Below are 21407 nucleotides of genomic sequence, written 5' to 3' on the forward strand. Positions count from 1 at the left end.
GACAGGACGTGCTCGTGCCACGCTGGTCCGGGAGGCCCGGCGGGCCCACTCGGGTCCACCGGGGTTGCTCTGCTACCCGAGGAGGCCGACATGGCCAGTGCCACCAGCGGGCCGAGTGTGGCGCCCGGCGCCAGCCCGCGTTCGCATCATCCCTTCCGGTACGGCTGGACCGCCTTCGCCGCGTTTCTGATGATCTTCGGCGGGGCGATGGCGATCTTCGAAGGGATCGCGGCCATCGCCAGGAGCAACATCTTCATCGCCACGCACAACTACGTGTTCCGGTTCAGCCTCACGGGCTGGGGCTGGATCCATCTCGCTCTGGGCATCGGCATCGTCCTCGCCGGCTGTGCGCTGCTCACCGGCGCGACCTGGGCGCGTGTCGTCGGCATCGTGCTGGCGGGCCTGGGCGCACTCGCCAACTTCCTGTGGCTGCCCTTCTACCCGCTCTGGTCCATTGTGCTCATCGCCATCAACGTCTTCGTCCTCTGGGCGCTGTGCGCGGCGCCGCAGCAGGAGGAGGACGGCGCCTGACGAACGGCGGCGGGCAGCGGGAGGGGGCCCTGCGGGCAGTCAGGCCGGCAGCCGCTCGGACGGCCGGGGTGCGGGTGCTCGTGACCGGCGCGAGGCGTCCGTCCGGACGGACGACGAACAGCACATCCTGCCCCGCCGGAACGGCTCCGTCGACCCGGTGGGCCACCACCCGCGCCCCGGCCTCGTACCGGCTCGGGCCCGGTCAGCCCCGCACCGAAGAGCGCTTCGCCCCCGGTGAACGGCGCCACCACGCCCTTGCTGCCGGCGGGTGGCCCGAGCCGGTGCACCGAACCCCGCCGCTCGCCTGCGACGACACCGTGGAAGACGAGCGCCCCCAGGATGCCGCCGACCGGGTCGATCAGGGAGCCTTCCCAGATGAGGATGCGTTGCAGCCGCTCGGTGCGGCTCGCACCGCTCGGCCGGGGGAGTGACCCGCCCTCAGTCCAACGGCGCAACGGGGCGGCGTTCCCCGGGGCCGCCGCCGAGATGCGTTCCGCTCCACCCGCTGCTGCAATGGCGGAGGCCGTGGCCTCCGGCGGAACCGGGGCAGTCGAGATGTCTGAGGAGCTGACGTGAGCGGCGAGAGCGACGAGACGGGACCGATCGACTACCTGGTGGTCGAATTCCCGGCGGGGAGCCGGGTGACGGGTGAAGGACTGCCCCTGCTGGTCGACCTGGTCGACCGGGGCATCATCCGGATCCTGGATCTGACGTTCGTCAGGAAGAACCGGGACGGTTCGGTCGAGGGCGTGGAACTCTCCGAGCTGACCGGGGACGGCGGTGGCGAACTCACCGTGTTCGAAGGGGTGTCCTCGGGCCTGATCGGCCGTGACGACATCGACGAGGCGAGTGCGGTCCTCGAACCCGGCAGCGCTGCCGCAATCGTCATCTACGAGAACGTGTGGGCGGCACCGTTCGCGGCCGCCCTGCGCCGTTCCGGCGGACGCCTCGTCGCCAACGGCCGGATCCCGATCCAGGAGGTCCTGGCCTCGCTCGACGCGGCCGAGTCCAGGGTCTGAACCGTTCGGGGTCCGAACCGGGCACGGAACCGTCGGGCCGGGCGTCCCGGAGGAGTTCCGCCAGGCATGCCGGCCCCCGACCCCGCAGAGCCAGTCAAAGGAGATGCACCATGCCAGGCCTTCTTCGCGGCGTCGCCCGTACAGCGGTGATCGCCGGAACCGCCACCTCGGTCTCCAACCGGGTCTCCCGGCGGCAGGCGGGCCGCTGGGCCCGGCAGGACGCAGCCCAGGCCCAGGACCGGTCCGCCCCACCGCCTCCCGCTCCCACGTCCCTCGCACCGGAGGAAGAGATGAGCAACAAGATCGCTCAGCTCAAGGAGCTCGGTGACCTCAAGGCCCGAGGAGTGCTGAGCGACAGCGAATTCGAGGCGCAGAAGGCCAGAATCCTCGCCTCCTGAGCGGTCGGGAGGCGTGCCCGGGGCCACGCCCGGGGCCATGTGCCGACCGCACCCGGTTCACCGGCGCTTGTCGTCCCAGGGAGTGCCCATCCAGCTGCCGAAGGCGCGGATCAGCGCCGGCAGCGAGCCGCCAGTCGACCCACGCGGCGTGGACATGGATCTCGTCGTCGTCCGACCGGAACTCCAGCGGGACCTCCTGGCCGGCCCGCCAGACGATGCGCCGGGGCCCGCGCGCCGCGTCGCCGCTGCCGCGGGCCTCCAGGTACGCCGGTATCCCGCCGGGCGGCAGTTCGCGCTCCACATGGGCCACCACCCGGGAATCGCCGCCGGGTCCGTCGGCGAACTCGATGACATGGCCGACGGGCGCGACCGCTCCCGGAAGGCGGTGTCCGGTTCAGCGTCTCTGCCCCTCGCCGGCCGGGGGACCGGCTTCAATGCCGGCACGCTGCCCACCGCGAACTCCTCCGCCGTGCGCCACTCGGAAGTCGCAGAGTAGACGGGCGCCCTGAGAAGATCGATTCGTGGACTCTGCCGAACCCCTCCCCGAACCCCGGCCCGGACTTTTCCCCGGGTCGGGCGTCGAGCCCCTTCCCGAGGACGGTCCGGCCGACCCGTCCGCCCGCCGGCCGGTGGTGCGCTGCCGCATGTGCGGTCGCCCGCTCACCGGTACGGAGTCACGCCGTACCGGCCTCGGACCCGCCTGCGACGCCAAACTGCACCCCGCACCCCCGGAGATCCGCACCCGCCGCCACGAGGTCGAACAGGACCCGCTCCCCGGCATCTGAGCCGGCACCCGGCTACGCGCCCAGGCTGCGGAACAGCCCCTCCTGCACCACGGACACCAGCAGATTGCCCCCGCGGTCGTAGATCCGGCCGCGCGCCAGCCCCCGTCCGCCGGTGGCGATCGGCGACTCCTGGTCGTAGAGGAACCACTCGTCCGCCCGGAACGGCCGGTGGAACCACATCGCGTGATCCAGCGACGCCATGTCGAATCCACGCGGCCCCCACAGCGGCTCCACCGGAATGCGGACCGCGTCGAGCAGCGTCATGTCGCTGGCGTACGTCAGCGCGCAGGTGTGCACCAGCGGGTCGTCGCCCAGCGGGCCGACCGCGCGCATCCAGACCGCGCTGCGCGGGTCCGCGCCCTCGACCTCCTCCCGCGTCCAGCGCAGCCGGTCCACGTACCGGATGTCGAACGGCTGCCGGCGCGCCATCCGCTCCAACGCCTCCGGAAGTGCCCCGAGGTGCTCACGCACCTCCTCGGCGACGGTCGGCAGCTCCTCGGGGTCGGGGACCTCGCGGGCGGGCGGCAGCTGGTGCTCGAACCCCGACTCCTCCGGCCGGTGGAACGACGCCGTCAGATTGAAGATCGTCCGGCCCTGCTGGACCGCCGTGACCCGGCGGGTGGTGAACGACCGGCCGTCCCGGACGCGCTCCACCTCGTAGACGATCGGCACCCCCGGACGCCCCGGACGCAGGAAGTAGGCGTGCAGCGAATGGACCGGCCGGTCCCCGTCGGCGGTACGGCCGGCCGCGACCAGCGCCTGCCCGGCCACCTGCCCGCCGAAGACCCGCTGGAGGGACTCCTGGGGGCTGCGCCCACGGAAGATGTTGACCTCGATCCGCTCCAGGTCGAGCAGATCGACCAGGCGCTCGGCGGGGTTCGTCATGCCGTTCGTCTCCACTCTCGCAGCGGCGCCGCCCCCACGGCGTACGCCCTCACAGCTGCCCCACCGAGGTGACCCGGACGACGGCCTTGCCCTCCTCGTCGGAGGCGGCCAGGTCGATCTCCGCGCTGATGCCCCAGTCGTGGTCGCCGTTCGGGTCGGCGAAGGTCTGCCGCACCCGCCACAGACCGTGCGCGGCGTCCTCGTCGATCTTCAGCAGCTTCGGCCCGCGGGCGTCCGGACCGGTGCCCAGGTCGTCGTACTCGTCCCAGTAGGCATCCATCGCCTCGCCCCACGCGTCCTCGTCCCAGCCCGCGTCGCCGTCCAGCCCACCGAGCTCGCCCACCTTGTCCAGCGCGGCCAGCTCCACCCGGCGGAACATCGCGTTGCGCACCAGCACCCGGAAGGCGCGGGCGTTGGCCGTGACCGGCTTGACCTCGTCGGCCCGCTCCTGCGCCTCCTCGGCGGTCTCCACCTCCGGGTTGGCCAGCTGCTCCCACTCGTCCAGAAGACTGGAGTCCACCTGGCGGACCATCTCGCCGAGCCAGGCGATCAGATCCTCCAGGTCGTCGGACTTGATGTCGTCCGGGATGGTGTGCTCAAGCGCCTTGTACGCGCTCGCCAGATACCGCAGCACGATGCCCTCGGTACGGGCCAGTTCGTAGTGGGAGGTGAACTCCGTGAAGGTCATGGCGCGTTCGTACATGTCACGGATCACCGACTTCGGCGAGACCGGATGGTCACCGACCCACGGGTGGCTCCTGCGGTACACGTCGTACGCGTGCCACAGCAGCTCGCTCAGCGGCTTCGGGTACGTGACGTCCTGGAGCAGCTCCATCCGCTCCTCGTACTCGACACCGTCCGCCTTCATCTGCCCGACCGCCTCGCCGCGCGCCTTGTTCTGCTGGGCGGCGAGGATCTGCCGGGGGTCGTCGAGCGTCGACTCGACGACGGAGACCATGTCCAGCGCGTACGACGGGGAGTCGGGGTCCAGCAGGTCGAACGCGGCCAACGCGAAGGTGGACAGTGGCTGGTTGAGCGCGAAGTCCTGCTGGAGATCGACGGTGAGCCGGACGATACGGCCCTCCGCGTCCGGCTCGTCGAGGCGCTCCACGACGCCGCCGTCCAGCAGCGAGCGGTAGATCGCGATGGCCCGGCGGATGTGACGCAGCTGCGCCCTGCGCGGCTCGTGGTTGTCCTCCAGCAGCCGCCGCATCGCCTCGAAGGCGTTGCCGGGACGCGCGATCACGGACAGCAGCATCGTGTGCGTGACCCGGAAGCGGGAGGTCAGCGGCTCCGGATCGGACTGGATCAGCTTGTCGAAGGTCGTCTCCGACCAGGCGACGAAGCCCTCGGGGGCCTTCTTGCGGACCACCTTGCGCTTCTTCTTCGGGTCGTCGCCCGCCTTCTTGACGGCCTTCTCGTTCTCGATGACGTGCTCGGGCGCCTGCGCCACGACGAAGCCCGCCGTGTCGAACCCGGCCCGGCCCGCGCGGCCCGCGATCTGGTGGAACTCACGGGCGCGCAGCGTACGCACGCGCGTGCCGTCGTACTTGGTGAGCGCCGTGAACAGCACAGTGCGGATGGGTACGTTGACGCCGACGCCGAGGGTGTCCGTACCGCAGATCACCTTCAGCAGACCGGCCTGGGCGAGCTTCTCCACCAGGCGCCGGTACTTCGGCAGCATGCCCGCGTGGTGCACCCCGATACCGTGCCGCACGTAGCGGGAGAGGTTCTGGCCGAACTTGGTGGTGAAGCGGAAGTTGCCGATCAGATCGGCGATCTTCTCCTTCTCCTCCTTGGTGCACATGTTGATGCTCATCAGCGACTGCGCCCGCTCGACGGCCGCGGCCTGGGTGAAGTGCACGATGTACACCGGCGACTGCCTGGTCTCCAGGAGTTCGGTGAGGGTCTCGGTGATCGGGGTCAGCCGGTACTCGTAGCTGAGCGGCACCGGCCGGGTCGCGGAGCGCACCACGGAAGTGGGGCGGCCGGTGCGGCGGGTCAGGTCCTCCTCGAACATCCTGACGTCGCCGAGCGTGGCCGACATCAGGACGAACTGGGCCTGCGGCAGCTCCAGGAGCGGGATCTGCCAGGCCCAGCCGCGGTCCGGCTCGGCGTAGAAATGGAACTCGTCCATCACGACCTGGCCGATGTCGGCGTACTTCCCGTCGCGCAGCGCGATCGAGGCCAGCACCTCGGCCGTGCAGCAGATCACCGGGGCGTCGGCGTTGACGGAGGCGTCGCCGGTGAGCATGCCGACGTTCTCCGTACCGAACAGCTTGCACAGGTCGAAGAACTTCTCCGAGACCAGTGCCTTGATGGGCGCGGTGTAGAAGGTGACCTTGTCCTGGGCCAGCGCGGTGAAGTGTGCAGCCGCCGCGACCAGGCTCTTCCCGGAGCCGGTCGGGGTGGAAAGGATCACATTCGCACCGGAGACCACCTCGATCAGCGCCTCTTCCTGAGCGGGGTAGAGGGTGATGCCCTGCGTCTCGGTCCATGACGAGAAAGCCTCGAAGAGGGCGTCGGGGTCGTCGGTCGGGGGCAGCTGATCGATAAGGGTCACGCCCCCATCTTGCCTGCCTTCCGCCCGGATGAGGGAACCGGACGACCGTATGAAGATCACGGACGATACGCTTCCCACTCAACTCGGCCGTGCCTGGGCGGCAATGGCAGCAGGACGACTTTGGGGGCGGGAAGAATCATGATGGGACCGGCACACTCTCTGTCAGGGGCAGCGGCCTGGCTGGGGGTGGGCGCGGCGGCGGCCGCCGCCGGCCACGCGATGCCGTGGCCCGTCCTGGTCGTCGGCGCCCTGATCACCGCCGGAGCCGCGCTCGCCCCGGACCTCGACCACAAGTCCGCGACCATCTCGCGCGCCTTCGGGCCGGTCTCCCGGGGACTCTGCGAGATCGTCGACAAGCTCTCGCACGCCGTCTACAAGGCGACCAAGATGCGCGGCGACTCGCACCGCAACGGCGGCCACCGGACCCTGACGCACACCTGGCTCTGGGCGGTCCTGATCGGCGGCGGGGCCTCCGCCGCGGCGATCACCGGCGGCCGGTGGGCGGTCCTGGCGATCCTCTTCGTCCACCTGGTGCTCGCCGTCGAAGGACTGCTGTGGCGGGCCGCCCGGATGTCCAGCGATGTCCTGGTGTGGCTGCTCGGCGCGACCAGCGCCTGGATACTGGCCGGAGTCCTGGACAAACCGGGGAACGGCTCGGACTGGCTGTTCAGTGCCCCCGGCCAGGAGTACCTGTGGCTCGGGCTGCCGATCGTGCTCGGCGCCCTCGTGCACGACATCGGTGACGCGCTGACCGTCTCCGGCTGCCCGATCCTGTGGCCCATCCCGCTGGGCCGCAAGCGCTGGTACCCGATAGGGCCGCCGAAGGGCATGCGGTTCCGGGCCGGCAGCTGGGTGGAGCTGAAGGTGCTGATGCCGGTCTTCATGGTGCTCGGGGGACTGGGCGGGGCGGCGGCGCTGAACTTCATCTGACCGCCGCGTCCGGCGGCCGGTGCGCTCAGGCGGACTCGCGCGGTACCAGGCGGTGGGCCAGGACGATCTCCCTGGCCGCCCCCGTACCGTCCCCGTCGAGCCGGTCGACCAGCAGCTGCGCGGCCGAACGCCCGATCTCCCGGGCCGGGTTGAGCACGGTGGTGAGCGCGGGGGAGACCAGTGAGGCCGCCTCGATGTCGTCGTACCCGGTGATCGCCACGTCGTGCGGCACCCGCAGTCCGGCGGCCCGTGCCGTGTCCAGTGCGCCGATCGCGATCAGGTCGTTGGCGCACACCACGGCGTCCGGGCGCTCCACCGCGCTCAGCACGGCCGCGGCCCCGGCCCGCCCGCCCTCGCGAGTGAAGCCGGTCCAGACGACCAGCTCGTCCGGGACCGGCAGCCCGGCCGACTCCAGGGCCTTGCGGTAGCCCGCAAACCGCTCCTCGCCCGGCTCCACCCCCGGTGTACCGCCGATGAACGCGATCCGCCGGTAGCCGCGGCCCACCAGATGGCTGACCAGGTCGTGCATTCCCTCGGTCTCGGCGGCCCTGACCACATCGCCGAGCGCCGGCTCCAGCCGCCCGCCGAGCCGCACCAGCTTCGATCCGGACGCCACGACGCGCTCCAGATCGAGCCGGGTGACGCTGTACCGGCCGATCACGATGCCGTCGATGTGGCGCGCCACCAGCTGCCGGATCACCAAGGGCAGGCGCGGGCCGTCCATGGGGGCCTCGCAGACCACCGTCAGGTACTCATGGGCCAGGGCGATCTCCTGCATGCCCGCGGCGATCGAGGTGTTGAACGGGTTGGTGATGTCCGGGACGACCAGGCCCAGGGTGCGGGTGCGCTGGGTGCGCAGTCCGCGCGCCGACGGGTCGGCCTGGTAGCCGAGGCGCTGTATGACGTCCTCGACCCGGGCGCGGGTGGCGGCCGAGACGGGCCGGCGACCGCTCAGCACATGGGAGACCGTGGTGACGCTGACGCCCGCCTCGGACGCGACATCCGTGATCTTGACCCGGCTCCCGCCCTGCACCATCGGCCTCCCGTTGTCGTCCAGGAATGCTGTCCTGGTGTTCGAGGTCACTCTATCCAATATGCAAAACGTTTTGTATGGTGCTTGCGATCGCGCCGCACACGGCCGAATCAGTGGTGCAAAACGATTTGGAGATTTGATGTCCATCGCAGACCGGAGAGCCGTATGAGGAGCTCTCCAAGCCGCAGGACGGTGCTCGGTGCCGCGCTGGGCGCGTCCTCGGCGGCCGCCCTTGCGGGCTGCTCGGGCGGTCGCCCGGCGGACGGCAGAACAGCGGTCCGGTTCCTCGGCCCGGAGACTCCCAAGACGTTCCGGGCGGTCATCCGCGGCTCCGAGCGGGCCGATTCCGACCTGCGGATCGACTCCGCCCCCGTCCCGCCGGACCGGCTCGGAGACGCCCTCCAGCTGCGGCTCTCCGCGAAGGACGACGCGATCGACGTGTACGCCGTCGACCAGCCCCGGGTGCCGGCGCTCACCGCGCGCGGCTTCCTCACCGACCTCACCCCGATCGCCGACCGGGCCAGGGCCGCCGTCACCTCCGGGCAGTACGGGGCCGGCTCCTTGCAGGGCAAGATCCGCTCGCTGCCGATCCGGACGTCCACCCAGTACCTCTTCCGCGACGCGGACCTGCTGACCAAGGCCGGCACACCCCTGCCCGGAGCGGCCTCCGCCGACCGCGCTGCTCGGGGTCCGCCTGACCCTGTCCGCTTTCCAGTGGCAGTCCTGCATGTGGCCGCTGCGCGTCGGAACCGAACCGGACAGTCGATCGCGGGCAGCGGTCTGAAGTGACCGCCGGCCGAACCGGCCGCCCGACCGGCGAAGCCCCTCCCAACGACCCGAGGAACACCGTGACTCACCCCCTCGCCGACATCCTCCTGGACACCGACATCGGCAGCGACGTCGACGACGCGCTCGCCCTCGGCGTGCTGCTCGGCTCGCCCGAGGCCAGGATCACCGGCATCACCACCGTCTACGGCGACACCCTGCTCCGGGCCCGCCTCGCGCACCGGCTCGGCGCCCTCGCCGGACACGACCTCACCGTCGTCCCCGGAGCCACCGACACTCTCTCCGGCAAGGAGGTCTGGTGGGCCGGGCACGAGGGCAAGGCCTTCACCGACCTGGCGGCCGAGCCGGTGTACGACACCGTCGCCGCCGACCGCTTCCTCGTCGACTCCGTCCTTGCCCGGCCCGGCGCGACCGATGTCATCGCCATCGCCCCGCTCGCCAACATCGCCCGTGCGATCCGCCTCGACGACCGTTTCGCCGCGGGCATACGCACCCTGTACATGATGGGCGGCAGCTTCGGGCCCGGGGCCACGGCCGAGCACAACATCGTCAGTGACATCACGGCCGCCCGTGCCGTCTTCGGCGCCGGTGTCCGCACCGTCGTCACCGGCCTGGACATCACCACGCGACTGCGGATCGAACAGCCCGGCATCGAAGCGATCCGCGAAGCCGGTGAGTACGGTGCAGCGCTCGCCCGCGAGATCGACGCCTGGACCGGCTTCACCGGCGAACCGTGGAGCGTCCCGCACGACCCGATCACCGCGCTCTCCCTGCTGCGCCCGGACCTCTACACCACCGAACGCGGCACGGTCGAGGTCACCGACGAAGGGCTGACCGTCTTCACGGCCGACCCGGACGGCCATGTGGACCTCGTCGTGGACGCGGACCTGGAAGCCATCGCGGAGGAGATCGTCGCGCGGATCGTCCGGGCCTCCCGCCACGGCTGAGGAGCCGCCGGGCGCGGCGGAACCGGCACCGGCGCGGTCATGGCCGGTCGATGGCGCGCCGGCCGGCAGGCCGGGTCGGCGCGCCGGGGACAGTTCGGCGCGCCGGGGACAGTTCGGCGCGCCGGGGTCGGTTCGGCCGGCGGGGCGCCCTACGGCACAGCGGACATGACCGCTTCTCAGCCGTGCCAGGACCGCCACAGCGCCGCATAGGCGCCGTCCGCCGCCACCAGCTCGTCATGGCTGCCCAGTTCACTGATCCGGCCGTTCTCGACGACCGCGATCACATCCGCGTCGTGGGCGGTGTGCAGCCGGTGGGCGATCGCCACGACCGTACGGCCGTCCAGCACCCTGGCCAGCGACCGCTCCAGGTGCCGGGCGGCCCGCGGATCCAGCAGCGACGTCGCCTCGTCCAGCACCAAGGTGTGCGGATCGGCCAGGACCAGCCGGGCCAGCGCGATCTGCTGGGCCTGTGCCGGTGTCAGCGCCAGACCGCCGGAGCCGACCTCGGAGTCCAGCCCCTCCTCCAGCGTCCTCGCCCAGCCGTCCGCGTCGACCGCCGCGAGCGACGCCCACAGCTCCGCGTCCTCGGCACCGGACCGGGCCAGCAGGAGGTTGTCCCGCAGCGACCCGACGAACACGTGGTGCTCCTGGTTGACCAGCGCCACATGCGTACGTACGTGCTCCGCCTTCATCCTCGACAACTCCGCACCACCGAGCGTCACTTCACCCGTGCGCGGCGCGTAGATCCCGGCCAGCAGCCGGCCCAGCGTGGACTTGCCGGCCCCGGACGGGCCGACCAGCGCCAGGCGCGTACCCGGTGCCACGTCCAACGACACCCGGTGCAGAACGTCCACTCCGGCGCGGTAGCCGAAGCGCACCTCGTCGGCCCGTACGTCCCGGCCGTCCGGGACCACCTCCGCGTCGCCCGCGTCCGGTTCGATGTCCCGCACGCCGACCAGCCGGGCCAGCGACACCTGAGCGACCTGCAACTCGTCGTACCAGCGCAGGATCAGGCCGATCGGATCGACCATCATCTGCGACAGCAGCGCCCCCGTCGTCAACTGCCCCACGGTCAGCCAGCCCTCGATGACGAACCAGCCGCCGAGCATCAGCACCGCGCCGAGAATCGTCACGTAGGTGGTGTTGATGACGGGGAAGAGCACGGAGCGGAGGAAGAGTGTGTACTGTTCCCACGCGGTCCATTGCCGGATGCGCGTGTCCGACAGCGCCACCCGGCGCGCACCCAGTCGATGCGCCTCCACGGTCCGCCCGGCGTCCACGGTCTCCGCGAGCATCGCCGCGACCGCGGCGTATCCGGCGGCCTCCGAACGGTACGCGGACGGAGCCCGTTTGAAGTACCAGCGGCAGCCGACGATCAGAACAGGCAGGGCGATCAGCACCGAGAGCGCCAGCGGCGGGGCCGTCGCGGTGAGAGCGGCCAGCAGCAGCCCCGCCCACACCACGCCGATCGCCAGTTGCGGCACGGCCTCGCGCATCGCGTTGGCCAGCCGGTCGACGTCCGTGGTGATCCTGGAGAGCAGATCACCCGTCCCGGCCCGCTCCAGCACGCCCGGCGGCAGCCCCACCGACCGTACGAGGAAGTCCTCGCGCAGATCGGCCAGCATCTCTTCGCCGAGCATCGCACTGCGCAGACGCATCATCCGGGTGAACACGGTCTGCACGATCAGAGCGAGCGCGAACACCCCGGCGGTGCGCTCCAGGTGGAGGTCGGAGACGCCGTCGGAGAGGTCCTCGACCAGCCCGCCCAGCAGATACGGGCCGGCGATCGAGGCGATCACCGCGACGGCATTGAACGAGACCAGCACGGCGAACGGCCTGCGGTGGCGCCCCAGCAGCTCTCGCACATAGCTGCGTACGGTGGTGGGGGTGCCGACCGGCAGGGTTGTCGCCGACTCCGGTGCGGCCGGGTCGTAGGCCGGTTCTGCGACGCCGATCATGCCCGTTCCTCGATTTCTTCGATCGTCCTGACGGCGCCCTGAGCGGCCGGGACAGTGATCTCGTCGTCCGTCTCGCGCGTCACGACCGCCCGGTAGCGGGGGTCCGATTGCAGCAGTTCACGGTGTGCGCCGACGGCGACGACCGTGCCCCGGTGCACCAGCACCACCCGGTCGGCCAGGTCGAGCAGCAGCGGCGACGAAGCGAACGCCACGGTGGTGCGGCCCTGGCGCAGCGCCTTGATTCCGGCGGCGACCCGGGCCTCGGTGTGCGAGTCGACGGCGGAGGTCGGTTCGTCGAGAATCAGCGCCTCCGGGTCGGTCACCAAGGAGCGGGCCAGGGCGAGCCGCTGGCGCTGGCCACCCGAGAGCGAACGCCCGCGTTCGGTGATGCGTGTCGTCATCGGGTCGCCGTCCGTGGCGACGGACGCCTGCGCCAACGAGTCCAGCACATCGCCGCACTGAGCGGCGGACAGCGCGTCCTCGGCGGACACCCGTCCCGACGACGGAACGTCGAGCAGTTCCCGCAGCGTGCCGGAGAGCAGGACCGGGTCCTTGTCCTGGACCAGCACCGCCGTCCGGGCGGAGTCGAGCGGGAGTTCGTCCAGCGGTACGCCACCGAGCAGGACGGACGGGAGCTCCGGTTCCGCGTCGACGGCGCCCGTGGAGCCGCGCCCCTTGTTCTCCGCCCCGCCCGGCGAGTCCTTCGACGCGTTCTCGTCCGTGCCCTCGCTCGCGGCCGCGTCCTCGTGGGCGTGTCCGCCCAGCCGTTCGGCCAGCCGTCCCGCCTCGTCCGGATCGCCGCAGACCACCGCGGTGAACAGGCCCGCCGGGGCCAGCAGCCCGGTGACCGGATCGTACAGATCGCCGGTCGGTGTGGCGTCGACGGTCGAGGGCTGGGCCGTGCGGTGCAGTGAGAGCACCCGGACCGCGCGCTTGGCGGAGGGCCGGGAGAAGGAGTACGCCATCGCGATCTCTTCGAAGTGGCGCAGCGGGAACAGCAGCAGCGTCGCGGCGCTGTACACCGTGACCAGCTGACCGACCCCGATCCGGCCGTCCCGTGCCAGCGTCGCCCCGTACACGACCAGCGAGATGAGCAGCACGCCCGGCAGGAGCACCTGGATCGCCGAGATCAGCGACCACATCCGCGCACTGTGCACCGCGGCCTTGCGGACCTCCTGGGAGGCGTGCCGGTAGCGGTCGAGGAACAGCTCCTCGCCACCGATCCCGCGCAGCACCCGCAGCCCGGCCACGGTGTCCGAGGCCAGCTCGGTGGCCTTGCCCGCCTTCTCGCGCTGGAGGTCGGCCCGCCGGGTGGCCCGGGGGAGCAGCGGCAGCACCGCCAGGGCCAGCAACGGCATGGCGAGTGTCACCAGGATGCCGAGCGACGGCAGATAGAGGATGAGCCCCACGCAGATCAGCACCAGGGCGGCAGCGGCCGCGACGAAGCGGGAGAGGGCCTCGACGAACCAGCCGATCTTCTCGACGTCGCCGGTGGAGACCGCGACGACCTCACCCGCGGCGACCCGGCGGGTCAGCGCCGAGCCGAGCTCCGCGGTCTTGCGGGCCAGCAGCTGCTGAACGCGCGCGGCGGCGGTGATCCAGTTGGTGACGGCGGTCCGGTGGAGCATGGTGTCGCCCAGCGCGATCAGCACACCCAGGACCGCGATCAGTCCGCCCGACCAGGCGAGCCGGCTGCCGGAACGGTCGACGACGGCCTGCACGGCGAGGCCGACGGCGGGGGGCAGCCCGGCCAGGGAGCACTGGTGCAACAGGCCCCAGGACATGGACTTGAGCTGGCCGCGGAGCTGATTGCGGCCGAGCCAGAGCAGGAAGCGTGGGCCCGACCGGACATCGGGATCGCCAGGATCCGGGTACGGAAGATCGCGAATCTGCATGACGTCCCATGGTTCGGTGTTCGGTGTGGCGGTTTGTTCGGTGAATGCCTCAAACCGTGCAAGGTTCACCCCGGAAGGCCCGCCGGAGCAATCGATTTTCTCCTCGAACGATTTTCTCCTCGAACGGCCCGCATCGCGCCAAGGGCGCGATGCGGGCGGGAGGGGGAAGTGCTGCGGGGCCGGACCCTGCGCTCCGCGCTCCGCCGCGTCGGCCGGTCAGGCCTTCCCCGGCCCCTCCGGATCCTTCGAGTCCATGCCGGAGCGGGCCTTCTTCCACTCGCCGCGCGTGAAGTCCGGGATCTGCTGCGGCGCGCCCTTCGCCTTGATGGACAGATGGCTGAGCGGCACGGGCGACGTCCAGGTCGCCGCGTCGTACACGTCGAAGTCGGGGACGAGGCCGAGCCGCATGCACTGCATCAGCCGGAACACCAGCATGTAGTCCATGCCGCCGTGACCACCGGGCGGGTTGGCATGTTCCTTCCACAACCAGTGGTCCCACTGCGTGTACTTCGAGAAATCACCCCAGTTGTCGTCGGTGTGATCGGGCTCGATGTAGATACGGGCCGGATAGTCCTCGAAGACTCCCTTCGTGCCGCCGAGGCTGTTGACGCGCGAGTACGGATGCGGAGTGGACACATCGTGCTCCAGCCGGATCACCCGCCCCTTGGCGGTCTGGACGAGACTGATCGTCCGATCGCTCTCGACATAGGTTTCCTTCCAGCTCGGATCACCGGCCGGCATGTGCTTCTCGCGGTACTCGGCGAGCCCGAGGGACGGGGAACCCACACTGGTGATGCTCACCGCACGGTCGCCGCGGTTGATGTCCATGTAGTTGGCGACCGGGCCGAAGCCGTGGTTGGGGTAGAGATCGCCACGCAGCCTGGTGTGCCACAGCCTGCGCCAGGGCCCTTCGTAGTACCCCGGATCGAACATCAGGCCACGCAGATCGTGGTTGTACGCGCCCGCGCCGTGCAGGAGATCACCGAACAGCCCGGCATGCGCCATGCGCAGCACCCGCAATTCGTTCTGCCCGTAGCAGCAGTTCTCCAGCTGCATGCAGTGGCGTCTGGTGCGCTCGGAGAGATCGACCAACTCCCACAGCTGGTCGAGCCGGAGCGCGAGGGGACACTCCACGCCGACGTGCTTGCCGTTCAGCAGGGCGGTCTTCGCCATCTCGAAGTGGAAGTCCCAGGGCGTTGCCACATAGACGAAGTCGATGTCCCCGCGCTTGCAGAGATTCTCGTAGTCGTCCTCGCCGTTGGTGTAGACGGCGGGCGACGGTTGGCCCGCGGCGGTCACCTTCGCGGCTGCCCGTTCCGCCTTGGCCCTGACCGGGTCGCAGACGGCGACGACCTGTACGCCGCTGACGGCGAGGAAGAGATCGATCATGCTGCCACCGCGGTTGCCGAGGCCGACCATGCCGACCCGCACGGTGGAACGCCGGTCGAACGGCACCCCCACCATGGTGCGTCCCTGGCGCTTCGGGGCGGCCGCCTGATCCATCTGTTCCGTGGCGGCGGCCTGCGGGTCCGGGACGGGGGCGGCGGCCGCGGTGCCGCTGCCGAGCCCGCCGAGCGCGAGCCCGGCACCGGCCACCGAGGCGGTCGTCCACAGGACCGAGCGGCGGCTCACCGATCCTTCGTCGCCGTCCCGCGTGCCGTCGTTCTGCTGTGCTGCGTCGTTCATCGATCCTCCAGAAGGGGGGTCTGACGTGCGCGGCTGGTGAATGAAGCTTGTCAAGGACCTTGGTAGCCGGTGCTGTTGTTGCGCAAGGGGAGTGATTGGACTCCTGCTTCGAAACCATGGACTTTCGTGGCCGCGCAAAAGCCGGGCGGGCTCGGATTCCGAGCCCGCCCGGCGATCGAGTGCAGCGGCCGACGGTCCGGGGCAGGACGATCGGCGCCGTCGGGCGGCCGAGGACGGACCAGCCCCCTGACGGCCCCGGAGATCAGCGCACGACGGCCCCCGGCCGCGTCGCCCGCTCCAGCTCCATCAGTACCGAGTAGTACGAGCGCCCCGTGGCCCGGTCCATTCCGATCTCGCACATCCGGTTGGCCGAGAGATGTGCGTCGTACTCCCGCGCGTTCACCTCGGCGGCCTCCTTTGCCGTCGCGGAGGCCGTCAGCTCCTTGTGCAGCATGCCGCGGTCACCCGCGAAGGCGCAGCACCCGGCGTCGTCAGGGATCACGACCTCGTCCGCGCAGGCCTCCGCGACCGCGCGCAGCTGCTCCACATCGTCCAGATGCTGCATGGAACACGTCGGATGCAGGACCGCCGAACCGATCTTCCGGAGGACCGTCAGCTCGGGCAGCAGTTCGTCGGCCGCCCAGACCAGGGAGTCGACAACGGTCAGTTCCTGGTGCAACTCCCGGTTTTCGTCGGTGAGATACGGCACCACCTCATGGGCGATGCCCAGGGTGCACGACGAGGCGTCGACGACCAGCGGCAGCTTTCCGCCCGCCGTCCAGCCCCAGGCCGCCTCCACCATGCGGTTGGCCATCACGGTATTGCCCGCGTCGTATCCCTTGGAGTGCCAGATCGTCGCGCAGCAGGTCCCCGCGACGTCGTCCGGGATCCATACCGGCTTTCCGGCGCGGGCGGAGACGGCGACGACCGCCTGTGGCAGCGACGGGCCGCGGTGGCCCTCGGGCCCGCCGAAGATGCGGTTCACACACGCCGGGTAGTAGACGGCGCTCGCCCCGGCACGCGAGGTGCGAGGCAGCTTGCGGCCGGCGGCGCCGGGGATCTCGGGGAGCCACTCGGGCACCATATCGGGGCGTACGGCCTTGCGGGCGAGCCCGGTGATGGTCTCCAGCGGCCCGTCGCCGATCCGGTCGCCGATCCGGTCGGCCGCGGCGACCGCGAGCCGGGCCGCCGCCTCCACCGCCTTGAAGTTCTTCGCGGTGAGCGCCGCGATCCGCTCCTCACGGGGCGAGTGCCGCTGGTGGCGGAAGTCCTTCATCATGGCGCCGGTGTCGATCCCGACCGGGCAGGCGAGCTTGCAGGTCGAGTCGCCCGCGCAGGTGTCGACGGCGTCGTAGCCGTAGGCGTCGAGCAACCGCGCCTCCACCGGGGAGCCGCCGGCCTGCCGCATCATCTCCCGGCGGAGCACGATCCGTTGGCGCGGCGAGGTGGTCAGGTCATGGCTGGGGCAGGTGGGTTCGCAGAAACCGCACTCGATGCAGGGGTCGGCGACGAGCTCGACCTTGGGAATGGTCTTCAGCCCGCGCAGATGGGCCTTCGGGTCGCGGTCGAGGACGACGCGGGGCGCCAGGACCCCGTCGGGATCGATGGTCTGCTTCGTGCGCCACATCAGCTCGGTCGCCTTCGGACCCCACTCCAGCTCCAGGAAGGGGGCGATATTGCGGCCGGTGGCGTGCTCCGCCTTCAAGGAGCCGTCGAAGCGGTCCACCGTCAGCCGGCAGAAGTCGTCCATGAAAGCGGCGTACCGGTCGACGTCGGACGGCTTCGCCGAGTCGAAGGCGAGCAGGAAGTGCAGATTGCCATGCGCCGCGTGACCGGCGACGGCGGCGTCGAAGCCGTGCTCCGCCTGGAGCCCGAGCAGAGCCTCGCAGGCGTCGGCCAGTCGGGAGGGCGGCACCGCGAAGTCCTCGGTGATCAGCGTCGTGCCCGAGGGCCGGGAGCCGCCGACCGCGGTGACGAACGCCTTGCGGGCCTTCCAGTAGCCGGAGATGACCTTGGCGTCGCGGGTGAACTCATTGGTCACCGACGCCACGGGGGCAACAAGGCCGAGCCCCTCGACGACGGCCGCCGCCTCCCGCTCGTACGCCTCCTGGCCGGCCTCGTCCGGAGCCCGGAACTCCACCAGCAGCGCCGCGGTCTTCTTGGGCAGCTCGGCCCAGTCCGCGGGTACGCCCTGGACGCTCACCGACGCGCGCAGCGTATTGCCGTCCATCAGTTCGACGGCGATCGCTCCCGCCTCGTTGAAGCGGGGCACGGCAGCCGCCGCCGCGGTCAGGGAGGGGAAGAACAGCAGGGCGGTGGTGATGCGCCGGTCCAGCGGCAGGGTGTCGAAGACGACCTCGGAGATGAAGCCGAAGGTGCCCTCGGAGCCGACCATCAGGCCGCGCAGGATCTGCACGGGCGTCGAGCCGTCCAGGAAGGCGTCGAGCCGGTAGCCGTTGGTGTTCTTGATCTCGTACTTGGCGCGGATCCGGGCGGTGAGCTCGGCATCCGCCTCGATCTCCGCCTTCAGCGCCAGCAGCCCCTCGCACAGCCGCGGCTCGGCACGGGCCAGGTCCTCGTCCGCCGTGGGGGCGCCGGTGTCGACGACCGTGCCGCTCGGCAGCACGAAGGTGAGGGAGGAGACGGTGCGATACGAATTGCGGGTCGTCCCCGCGGTCATTCCGGAGGCGTTGTTGGCGACGACTCCGCCGATGGTGCACGCGATGGCGCTGGCCGGGTCGGGCCCCAGCAGCCGGCCGTGCCGGGCGAGGGCGGCGTTGGCCCGCAGGACCGTCGTCCCCGGCCGGATGCGGGCCCGCGCGCCGCCGTCTAGGACCTCGATGCCCGTCCAGTGGTGGCGTACGTCGACGAGGATGTCCTCGCCCTGCGCCTGGCCGTTCAGACTGGTGCCGGCCGCCCGGAAGACGACCTCGCGGCCTTTGTCGTGCGCGTACGAGAGGATCGCCGAGATGTCGTCGATGTCCTCCGGGACCACGACGACCTGGGGGACGAACCGGTAAGGACTGGCGTCGGAGGCGTACTTCACCAGGTCGGAGACCTTCCACAGCACCTTCTCCCGGCCCAGCAGGTCGGTCAGCTCGCGGCGCAGCGGTTCGGGCGTCCCCGGAGCCTGCCGGTCGGGGACCCGGTCCAGGGACGGGGTGCGCACCGCACCAGGGCGGAGTGCTTCCGGCTTCGGCTCCAGCAGTGGCATGTCGAGCTCTCCTCGGCGGTTCTGTACTTGTCTGTACTTGTCTGTACTTGTCTGTACTTGTCTGTGCTTGGTGCTTGGTGCTTGTGCTTGTGCTTGTTCGGTACGGCGACGGCGCGCACGTGGCACCCATCGGGCGAACGTGTGTGCCTACAGGTTTAGCAGTGACGCTCGGGCATTCCGTTGACCAGGGCGGACAACAGCCCGCCGAGCACCTCGCGCTGGTCGGCGGTCAACGGAGCCAGGATCTCTTCTGCGGCGGCCCGGCGCGCGTCGCGCAGCGAGCGGAGGGTGGCGAGTCCCTCCTCGGTGATCTCGATGCGGACCACTCGGCGGCTGTCCGGATCGGGCGCGCGGCGCACCCGGCCGCTCGCCTCCAGACCGTCGACCAGGCTGGTCACGGCGCGCGGGACGACGTCCAGCCGCTGAGCGAGGTCGGCCATCCGGGGCGGTCCGTCGTAATGCGCGACGGTGCGGAGCAGCCGGAACTGCGCGGGAGTGATACCGATCGGTTCCAGCTGGCGGCTCTGAATCCGCTGGAGCCTGCGGGTCACCCGCAGCAACTGCTCGGCGAGCACGCCGTCGGCGTCGGAGGAGTCCATGGCGGAACAATATCAGGACCTTGTACATTGTGAGCATAGGTAACAATGAGCTATGCTCTCAAAATTCGAGTCCCCGGACCGGATTCGAGACCGAGTTGCCGCACGCCCGACGAAGGAGCCCATGAAACCCGACGAAATCACCTGGACACCCCCGCCCCGGGACGGGAGCAGTCCGCCCGCCGAGCTGCGCCGCGTCCTGCGCCTCTTCCATCCCTACCGAGGCCGGCTCGCCCTGGTCGGACTGCTGGTCGGCGCCTCGTCGCTGGTGTCGGTCGCCTCGCCGTTCCTGCTGCGCGAAATCCTGGACACGGCCATCCCACAGGGGCGTACGGGGCTGCTGTCGCTGCTCGCCCTCGGCATGATCCTCACCGCCGTGATGAACAGCGTCTTCGGCGTCCTGCAGACTCTCATCTCCACCACGGTCGGCCAGCGCGTCATGCACGATCTGCGCACCGCCGTCTACGCCCAGTTGCAGCGGATGCCGCTCGCGTTCTTCACCAGGACCCGCACCGGCGAGGTGCAGTCCCGCATCGCCAACGACATCGGCGGCATGCAGGCGACGGTCACCTCCACCGCGACGTCGCTGGTCTCCAATCTCACCGCCGTCATCGCCACGGTCGTCGCCATGCTGGCGCTCGACTGGAGGCTCACCCTCGTCTCGCTCCTCCTGCTGCCGGTCTTCGTCTGGATCAGCCGCCGGGTCGGCCGTGAGCGGAAGAAGATCACCACCCGGCGCCAGAAGCAGATGGCGGCCATGGCGGCCACGGTCACCGAGTCGCTCTCCGTCAGCGGCATCCTGCTCGGCCGGACGATGGGCCGGGCGGACTCCCTCACCAAGGGCTTCGCGGAGGAGTCCGAGAGACTGGTCGACCTCGAAGTGCGCTCCAGCATGGCCGGGCGGTGGCGGATGTCGACGATCGGCATCGTCATGGCCGCCATGCCCGCAGTCATCTACTGGGCGGCGGGCCTCGCCCTGCAGTCCGGCGGCCCCGCCGTCTCCATCGGCACACTCGTCGCCTTCGTCTCCCTCCAGCAGGGGCTCTTCCGGCCCGCCGTGAGCCTGCTCTCCACCGGCGTGCAGATGCAGACGTCCCTCGCACTCTTCCAGCGGATCTTCGAGTACCTCGACCTCGAAGTGGACATCACCGAGCCCGAGAATCCCGTCCGGCTGGAGAAGATCCGCGGTGAGATCCGCTTCGAAGGCGTCGACTTCAGCTACGACGAGAAGAGCGGCCCGACCCTCAGCGGCATCGATGTGACCGTGCCGGCCGGCGGCAGCCTGGCGGTCGTCGGCCCCACCGGGTCCGGCAAGTCCACACTCAGCTATCTGGTGCCCAGGCTCTACGACGTCACCGGCGGCCGGGTCACGCTCGACGGTGTCGACGTACGCGATCTGGACTTCGATACCCTGGCGCGGGCCGTGGGCGTGGTCTCCCAGGAGACCTACCTCTTCCACGCCTCGGTCGCCGACAACCTGCGCTTCGCCAAACCGGACGCGACCGACGCCGAAATCGAGGCGGCTTCCCGTGCGGCGCAGATCCACGATCACATCGCCTCACTCCCCGACGGGTACGACACCATGGTCGGCGAGCGCGGCTACCGCTTCTCGGGAGGCGAGAAACAGCGCCTCGCCATCGCGCGTACGATCCTGCGCGATCCGCCCGTCCTGGTGCTCGACGAGGCGACGAGTGCCCTCGACACCCGTACGGAATTCGCCGTGCAGGAAGCGATCGACGCGCTCTCCGCGGGGCGCACCACGATCACCATCGCGCACCGGCTTTCCACCGTCCGCGACGCCGACCAGATCGTCGTTCTGGACGGTGGCCGAACCGCAGAGCGCGGCAGCCATGACGAACTCCTCCGACAGGACGGCCGCTACGCCGCTCTGGTCCGGCGCGACACCCAACTCGCGCCGGTGACGGGCTGATCGGCGGGGCCGGGTGTTGTCCGCCGAGGTTCCACAGACGACGACGCCGCCGCTCCCGTGGGACGGGGAGCGACGGCGCCGGGGGAAGCAAGGGTCAGATGAGCCAACCCACGAAGTGGACGATGCCGGCGAGCAGGTTGGTGATGAGGTTCATCCGGTGTTTCTCCTTGTACATGGTGTATCTGCGGGACAGCGCAGTCGCGGTCTGCAGCCCTTCGCTTGCGCCCTGTAATCATCATCTGCCGCGGGGG

17 protein-coding genes are annotated in these 21407 nt (G+C 70.5%); 9 read left to right on the plus strand and 8 right to left on the minus strand.

Annotated elements, in window-relative coordinates; translation table 11 throughout:
- Positions 1–90 precede the first annotated feature (90 nt).
- The 5 genes from ACIOMQ_RS28325 to ACIOMQ_RS28345 all read left to right on the plus strand — a co-directional run bounded on the left by ACIOMQ_RS28325 (position 91) and on the right by ACIOMQ_RS28345 (position 2733).
- Positions 91–531 carry a hypothetical protein gene (locus tag ACIOMQ_RS28325; RefSeq protein WP_362206178.1) on the plus strand — a complete coding sequence of 147 codons (441 nt, stop codon included), beginning with the start codon at positions 91–93 and terminating at the stop codon, positions 529–531.
- A gap of 572 nt (positions 532–1103) precedes the next feature.
- Positions 1104–1550 carry a DUF6325 family protein gene (locus tag ACIOMQ_RS28330; RefSeq protein WP_362206177.1) on the plus strand — a complete coding sequence of 149 codons (447 nt, stop codon included), beginning with the start codon at positions 1104–1106 and terminating at the stop codon, positions 1548–1550.
- Between the two features lie 110 nt (positions 1551–1660).
- Complete coding sequence (locus ACIOMQ_RS28335; RefSeq protein ID WP_362206176.1) at positions 1661–1948, plus strand: SHOCT domain-containing protein; 288 nt, start codon at positions 1661–1663, stop codon at positions 1946–1948.
- Between the two features lie 82 nt (positions 1949–2030).
- On the plus strand, positions 2031–2444 hold the full coding sequence (locus ACIOMQ_RS28340) for a hypothetical protein (protein WP_402190909.1): 414 nt from the start codon (positions 2031–2033) through the stop codon (positions 2442–2444).
- 25 nt (positions 2445–2469) lie between these two features.
- Complete coding sequence (locus ACIOMQ_RS28345; RefSeq protein WP_362206174.1) at positions 2470–2733, plus strand: DUF6011 domain-containing protein; 264 nt, start codon at positions 2470–2472, stop codon at positions 2731–2733.
- 12 nt (positions 2734–2745) lie between these two features.
- On the opposite strand, the gene ACIOMQ_RS28350 is transcribed toward ACIOMQ_RS28345, so the two are convergent.
- Positions 2746–3618: an acyl-CoA thioesterase gene (locus tag ACIOMQ_RS28350; RefSeq protein ID WP_401266943.1), complete on the minus strand. Its 873-nt coding sequence runs from the start codon at positions 3616–3618 to the stop codon at positions 2746–2748.
- A gap of 49 nt (positions 3619–3667) precedes the next feature.
- Positions 3668–6241: a DEAD/DEAH box helicase gene (locus ACIOMQ_RS28355; protein WP_401266945.1), complete on the minus strand. Its 2574-nt coding sequence runs from the start codon at positions 6239–6241 to the stop codon at positions 3668–3670.
- A gap of 78 nt (positions 6242–6319) precedes the next feature.
- Here ACIOMQ_RS28355 and ACIOMQ_RS28360 point away from each other — a divergent pair, with 78 nt between their 5' ends.
- Complete coding sequence (locus tag ACIOMQ_RS28360; protein WP_362206171.1) at positions 6320–7111, plus strand: metal-dependent hydrolase; 792 nt, start codon at positions 6320–6322, stop codon at positions 7109–7111.
- 25 nt (positions 7112–7136) lie between these two features.
- Here the strand turns inward: ACIOMQ_RS28360 and ACIOMQ_RS28365 are convergent, their stop codons facing one another.
- Positions 7137–8195, minus strand: coding sequence for a LacI family DNA-binding transcriptional regulator (locus tag ACIOMQ_RS28365; RefSeq protein ID WP_362206170.1), 1059 nt, complete (start codon positions 8193–8195; stop codon positions 7137–7139).
- A gap of 114 nt (positions 8196–8309) precedes the next feature.
- Between ACIOMQ_RS28365 and ACIOMQ_RS28370 the strand changes: the two genes are divergently transcribed.
- The gene (locus ACIOMQ_RS28370; protein WP_402190912.1) at positions 8310–8933 is read left to right on the plus strand and encodes an extracellular solute-binding protein; all 624 of its coding nucleotides are present in this window, start codon (positions 8310–8312) and stop codon (positions 8931–8933) included.
- A 59-nt stretch (positions 8934–8992) separates the two neighbouring features.
- The gene (locus ACIOMQ_RS28375; protein ID WP_402190915.1) at positions 8993–9877 is read left to right on the plus strand and encodes a nucleoside hydrolase; all 885 of its coding nucleotides are present in this window, start codon (positions 8993–8995) and stop codon (positions 9875–9877) included.
- A gap of 176 nt (positions 9878–10053) precedes the next feature.
- Here ACIOMQ_RS28375 and ACIOMQ_RS28380 read toward each other — a convergent pair whose 3' ends face one another.
- From ACIOMQ_RS28380 to ACIOMQ_RS28400, 5 genes are all read right to left on the minus strand, one after another.
- Positions 10054–11835 (minus strand): ABC transporter ATP-binding protein, encoded by a 1782-nt coding sequence (locus ACIOMQ_RS28380; protein ID WP_402190918.1) that lies wholly within the window; start codon positions 11833–11835, stop codon positions 10054–10056.
- Positions 11832–13730, minus strand: a complete 1899-nt coding sequence (locus ACIOMQ_RS28385) for an ABC transporter transmembrane domain-containing protein (protein ID WP_402190921.1) — start codon at positions 13728–13730, stop codon at positions 11832–11834. The genes ACIOMQ_RS28380 and ACIOMQ_RS28385 overlap by 4 nt, the downstream gene beginning before the upstream one ends.
- Before the next feature lie 216 nt (positions 13731–13946).
- Positions 13947–15416: a Gfo/Idh/MocA family protein gene (locus ACIOMQ_RS28390; RefSeq protein ID WP_402190923.1), complete on the minus strand. Its 1470-nt coding sequence runs from the start codon at positions 15414–15416 to the stop codon at positions 13947–13949.
- 262 nt (positions 15417–15678) lie between these two features.
- On the minus strand, positions 15679–18630 hold the full coding sequence (locus ACIOMQ_RS28395; protein WP_402190926.1) for an FAD-binding and (Fe-S)-binding domain-containing protein: 2952 nt from the start codon (positions 18628–18630) through the stop codon (positions 15679–15681).
- A 155-nt stretch (positions 18631–18785) separates the two neighbouring features.
- On the minus strand, positions 18786–19229 hold the full coding sequence (locus ACIOMQ_RS28400) for a MarR family transcriptional regulator (protein WP_362206163.1): 444 nt from the start codon (positions 19227–19229) through the stop codon (positions 18786–18788).
- A 121-nt stretch (positions 19230–19350) separates the two neighbouring features.
- Here ACIOMQ_RS28400 and ACIOMQ_RS28405 point away from each other — a divergent pair, with 121 nt between their 5' ends.
- A complete protein-coding gene (locus ACIOMQ_RS28405; protein ID WP_362206162.1) occupies positions 19351–21156 on the plus strand; it encodes an ABC transporter ATP-binding protein in 1806 nt (601 codons plus the stop codon).
- The last annotated feature ends 251 nt before the right edge of the window (positions 21157–21407 follow it).

The sequence above is a fragment of the Streptomyces sp. NPDC087845 genome, assembly GCF_044742755.1.
In the GTDB taxonomy this organism is placed as follows: Bacteria; Actinomycetota; Actinomycetes; order Streptomycetales; family Streptomycetaceae; genus Streptomyces.

What these genes read in the sequence shown, in the direction of transcription:
- ACIOMQ_RS28350 (WP_401266943.1), bottom strand. Translation starts at nt 3,618, where the DNA reads ATGACGAACCCCGCCGAGCGCCTGGTCGATCTGCTCGACCTGGAGCGG.
- ACIOMQ_RS28395 (WP_402190926.1), bottom strand. Translation starts at nt 18,630, where the DNA reads ATGCCACTGCTGGAGCCGAAGCCGGAAGCACTCCGCCCTGGTGCGGTG.
- ACIOMQ_RS28360 (WP_362206171.1), top strand. Translation starts at nt 6,320, where the DNA reads ATGATGGGACCGGCACACTCTCTGTCAGGGGCAGCGGCCTGGCTGGGG.
- ACIOMQ_RS28385 (WP_402190921.1), bottom strand. Translation starts at nt 13,730, where the DNA reads ATGCAGATTCGCGATCTTCCGTACCCGGATCCTGGCGATCCCGATGTC.
- ACIOMQ_RS28370 (WP_402190912.1), top strand. Translation starts at nt 8,310, where the DNA reads ATGAGGAGCTCTCCAAGCCGCAGGACGGTGCTCGGTGCCGCGCTGGGC.
- ACIOMQ_RS28380 (WP_402190918.1), bottom strand. Translation starts at nt 11,835, where the DNA reads ATGATCGGCGTCGCAGAACCGGCCTACGACCCGGCCGCACCGGAGTCG.
- ACIOMQ_RS28405 (WP_362206162.1), top strand. Translation starts at nt 19,351, where the DNA reads ATGAAACCCGACGAAATCACCTGGACACCCCCGCCCCGGGACGGGAGC.
- ACIOMQ_RS28390 (WP_402190923.1), bottom strand. Translation starts at nt 15,416, where the DNA reads ATGAACGACGCAGCACAGCAGAACGACGGCACGCGGGACGGCGACGAA.
- ACIOMQ_RS28400 (WP_362206163.1), bottom strand. Translation starts at nt 19,229, where the DNA reads ATGGACTCCTCCGACGCCGACGGCGTGCTCGCCGAGCAGTTGCTGCGG.
- ACIOMQ_RS28335 (WP_362206176.1), top strand. Translation starts at nt 1,661, where the DNA reads ATGCCAGGCCTTCTTCGCGGCGTCGCCCGTACAGCGGTGATCGCCGGA.
- ACIOMQ_RS28325 (WP_362206178.1), top strand. Translation starts at nt 91, where the DNA reads ATGGCCAGTGCCACCAGCGGGCCGAGTGTGGCGCCCGGCGCCAGCCCG.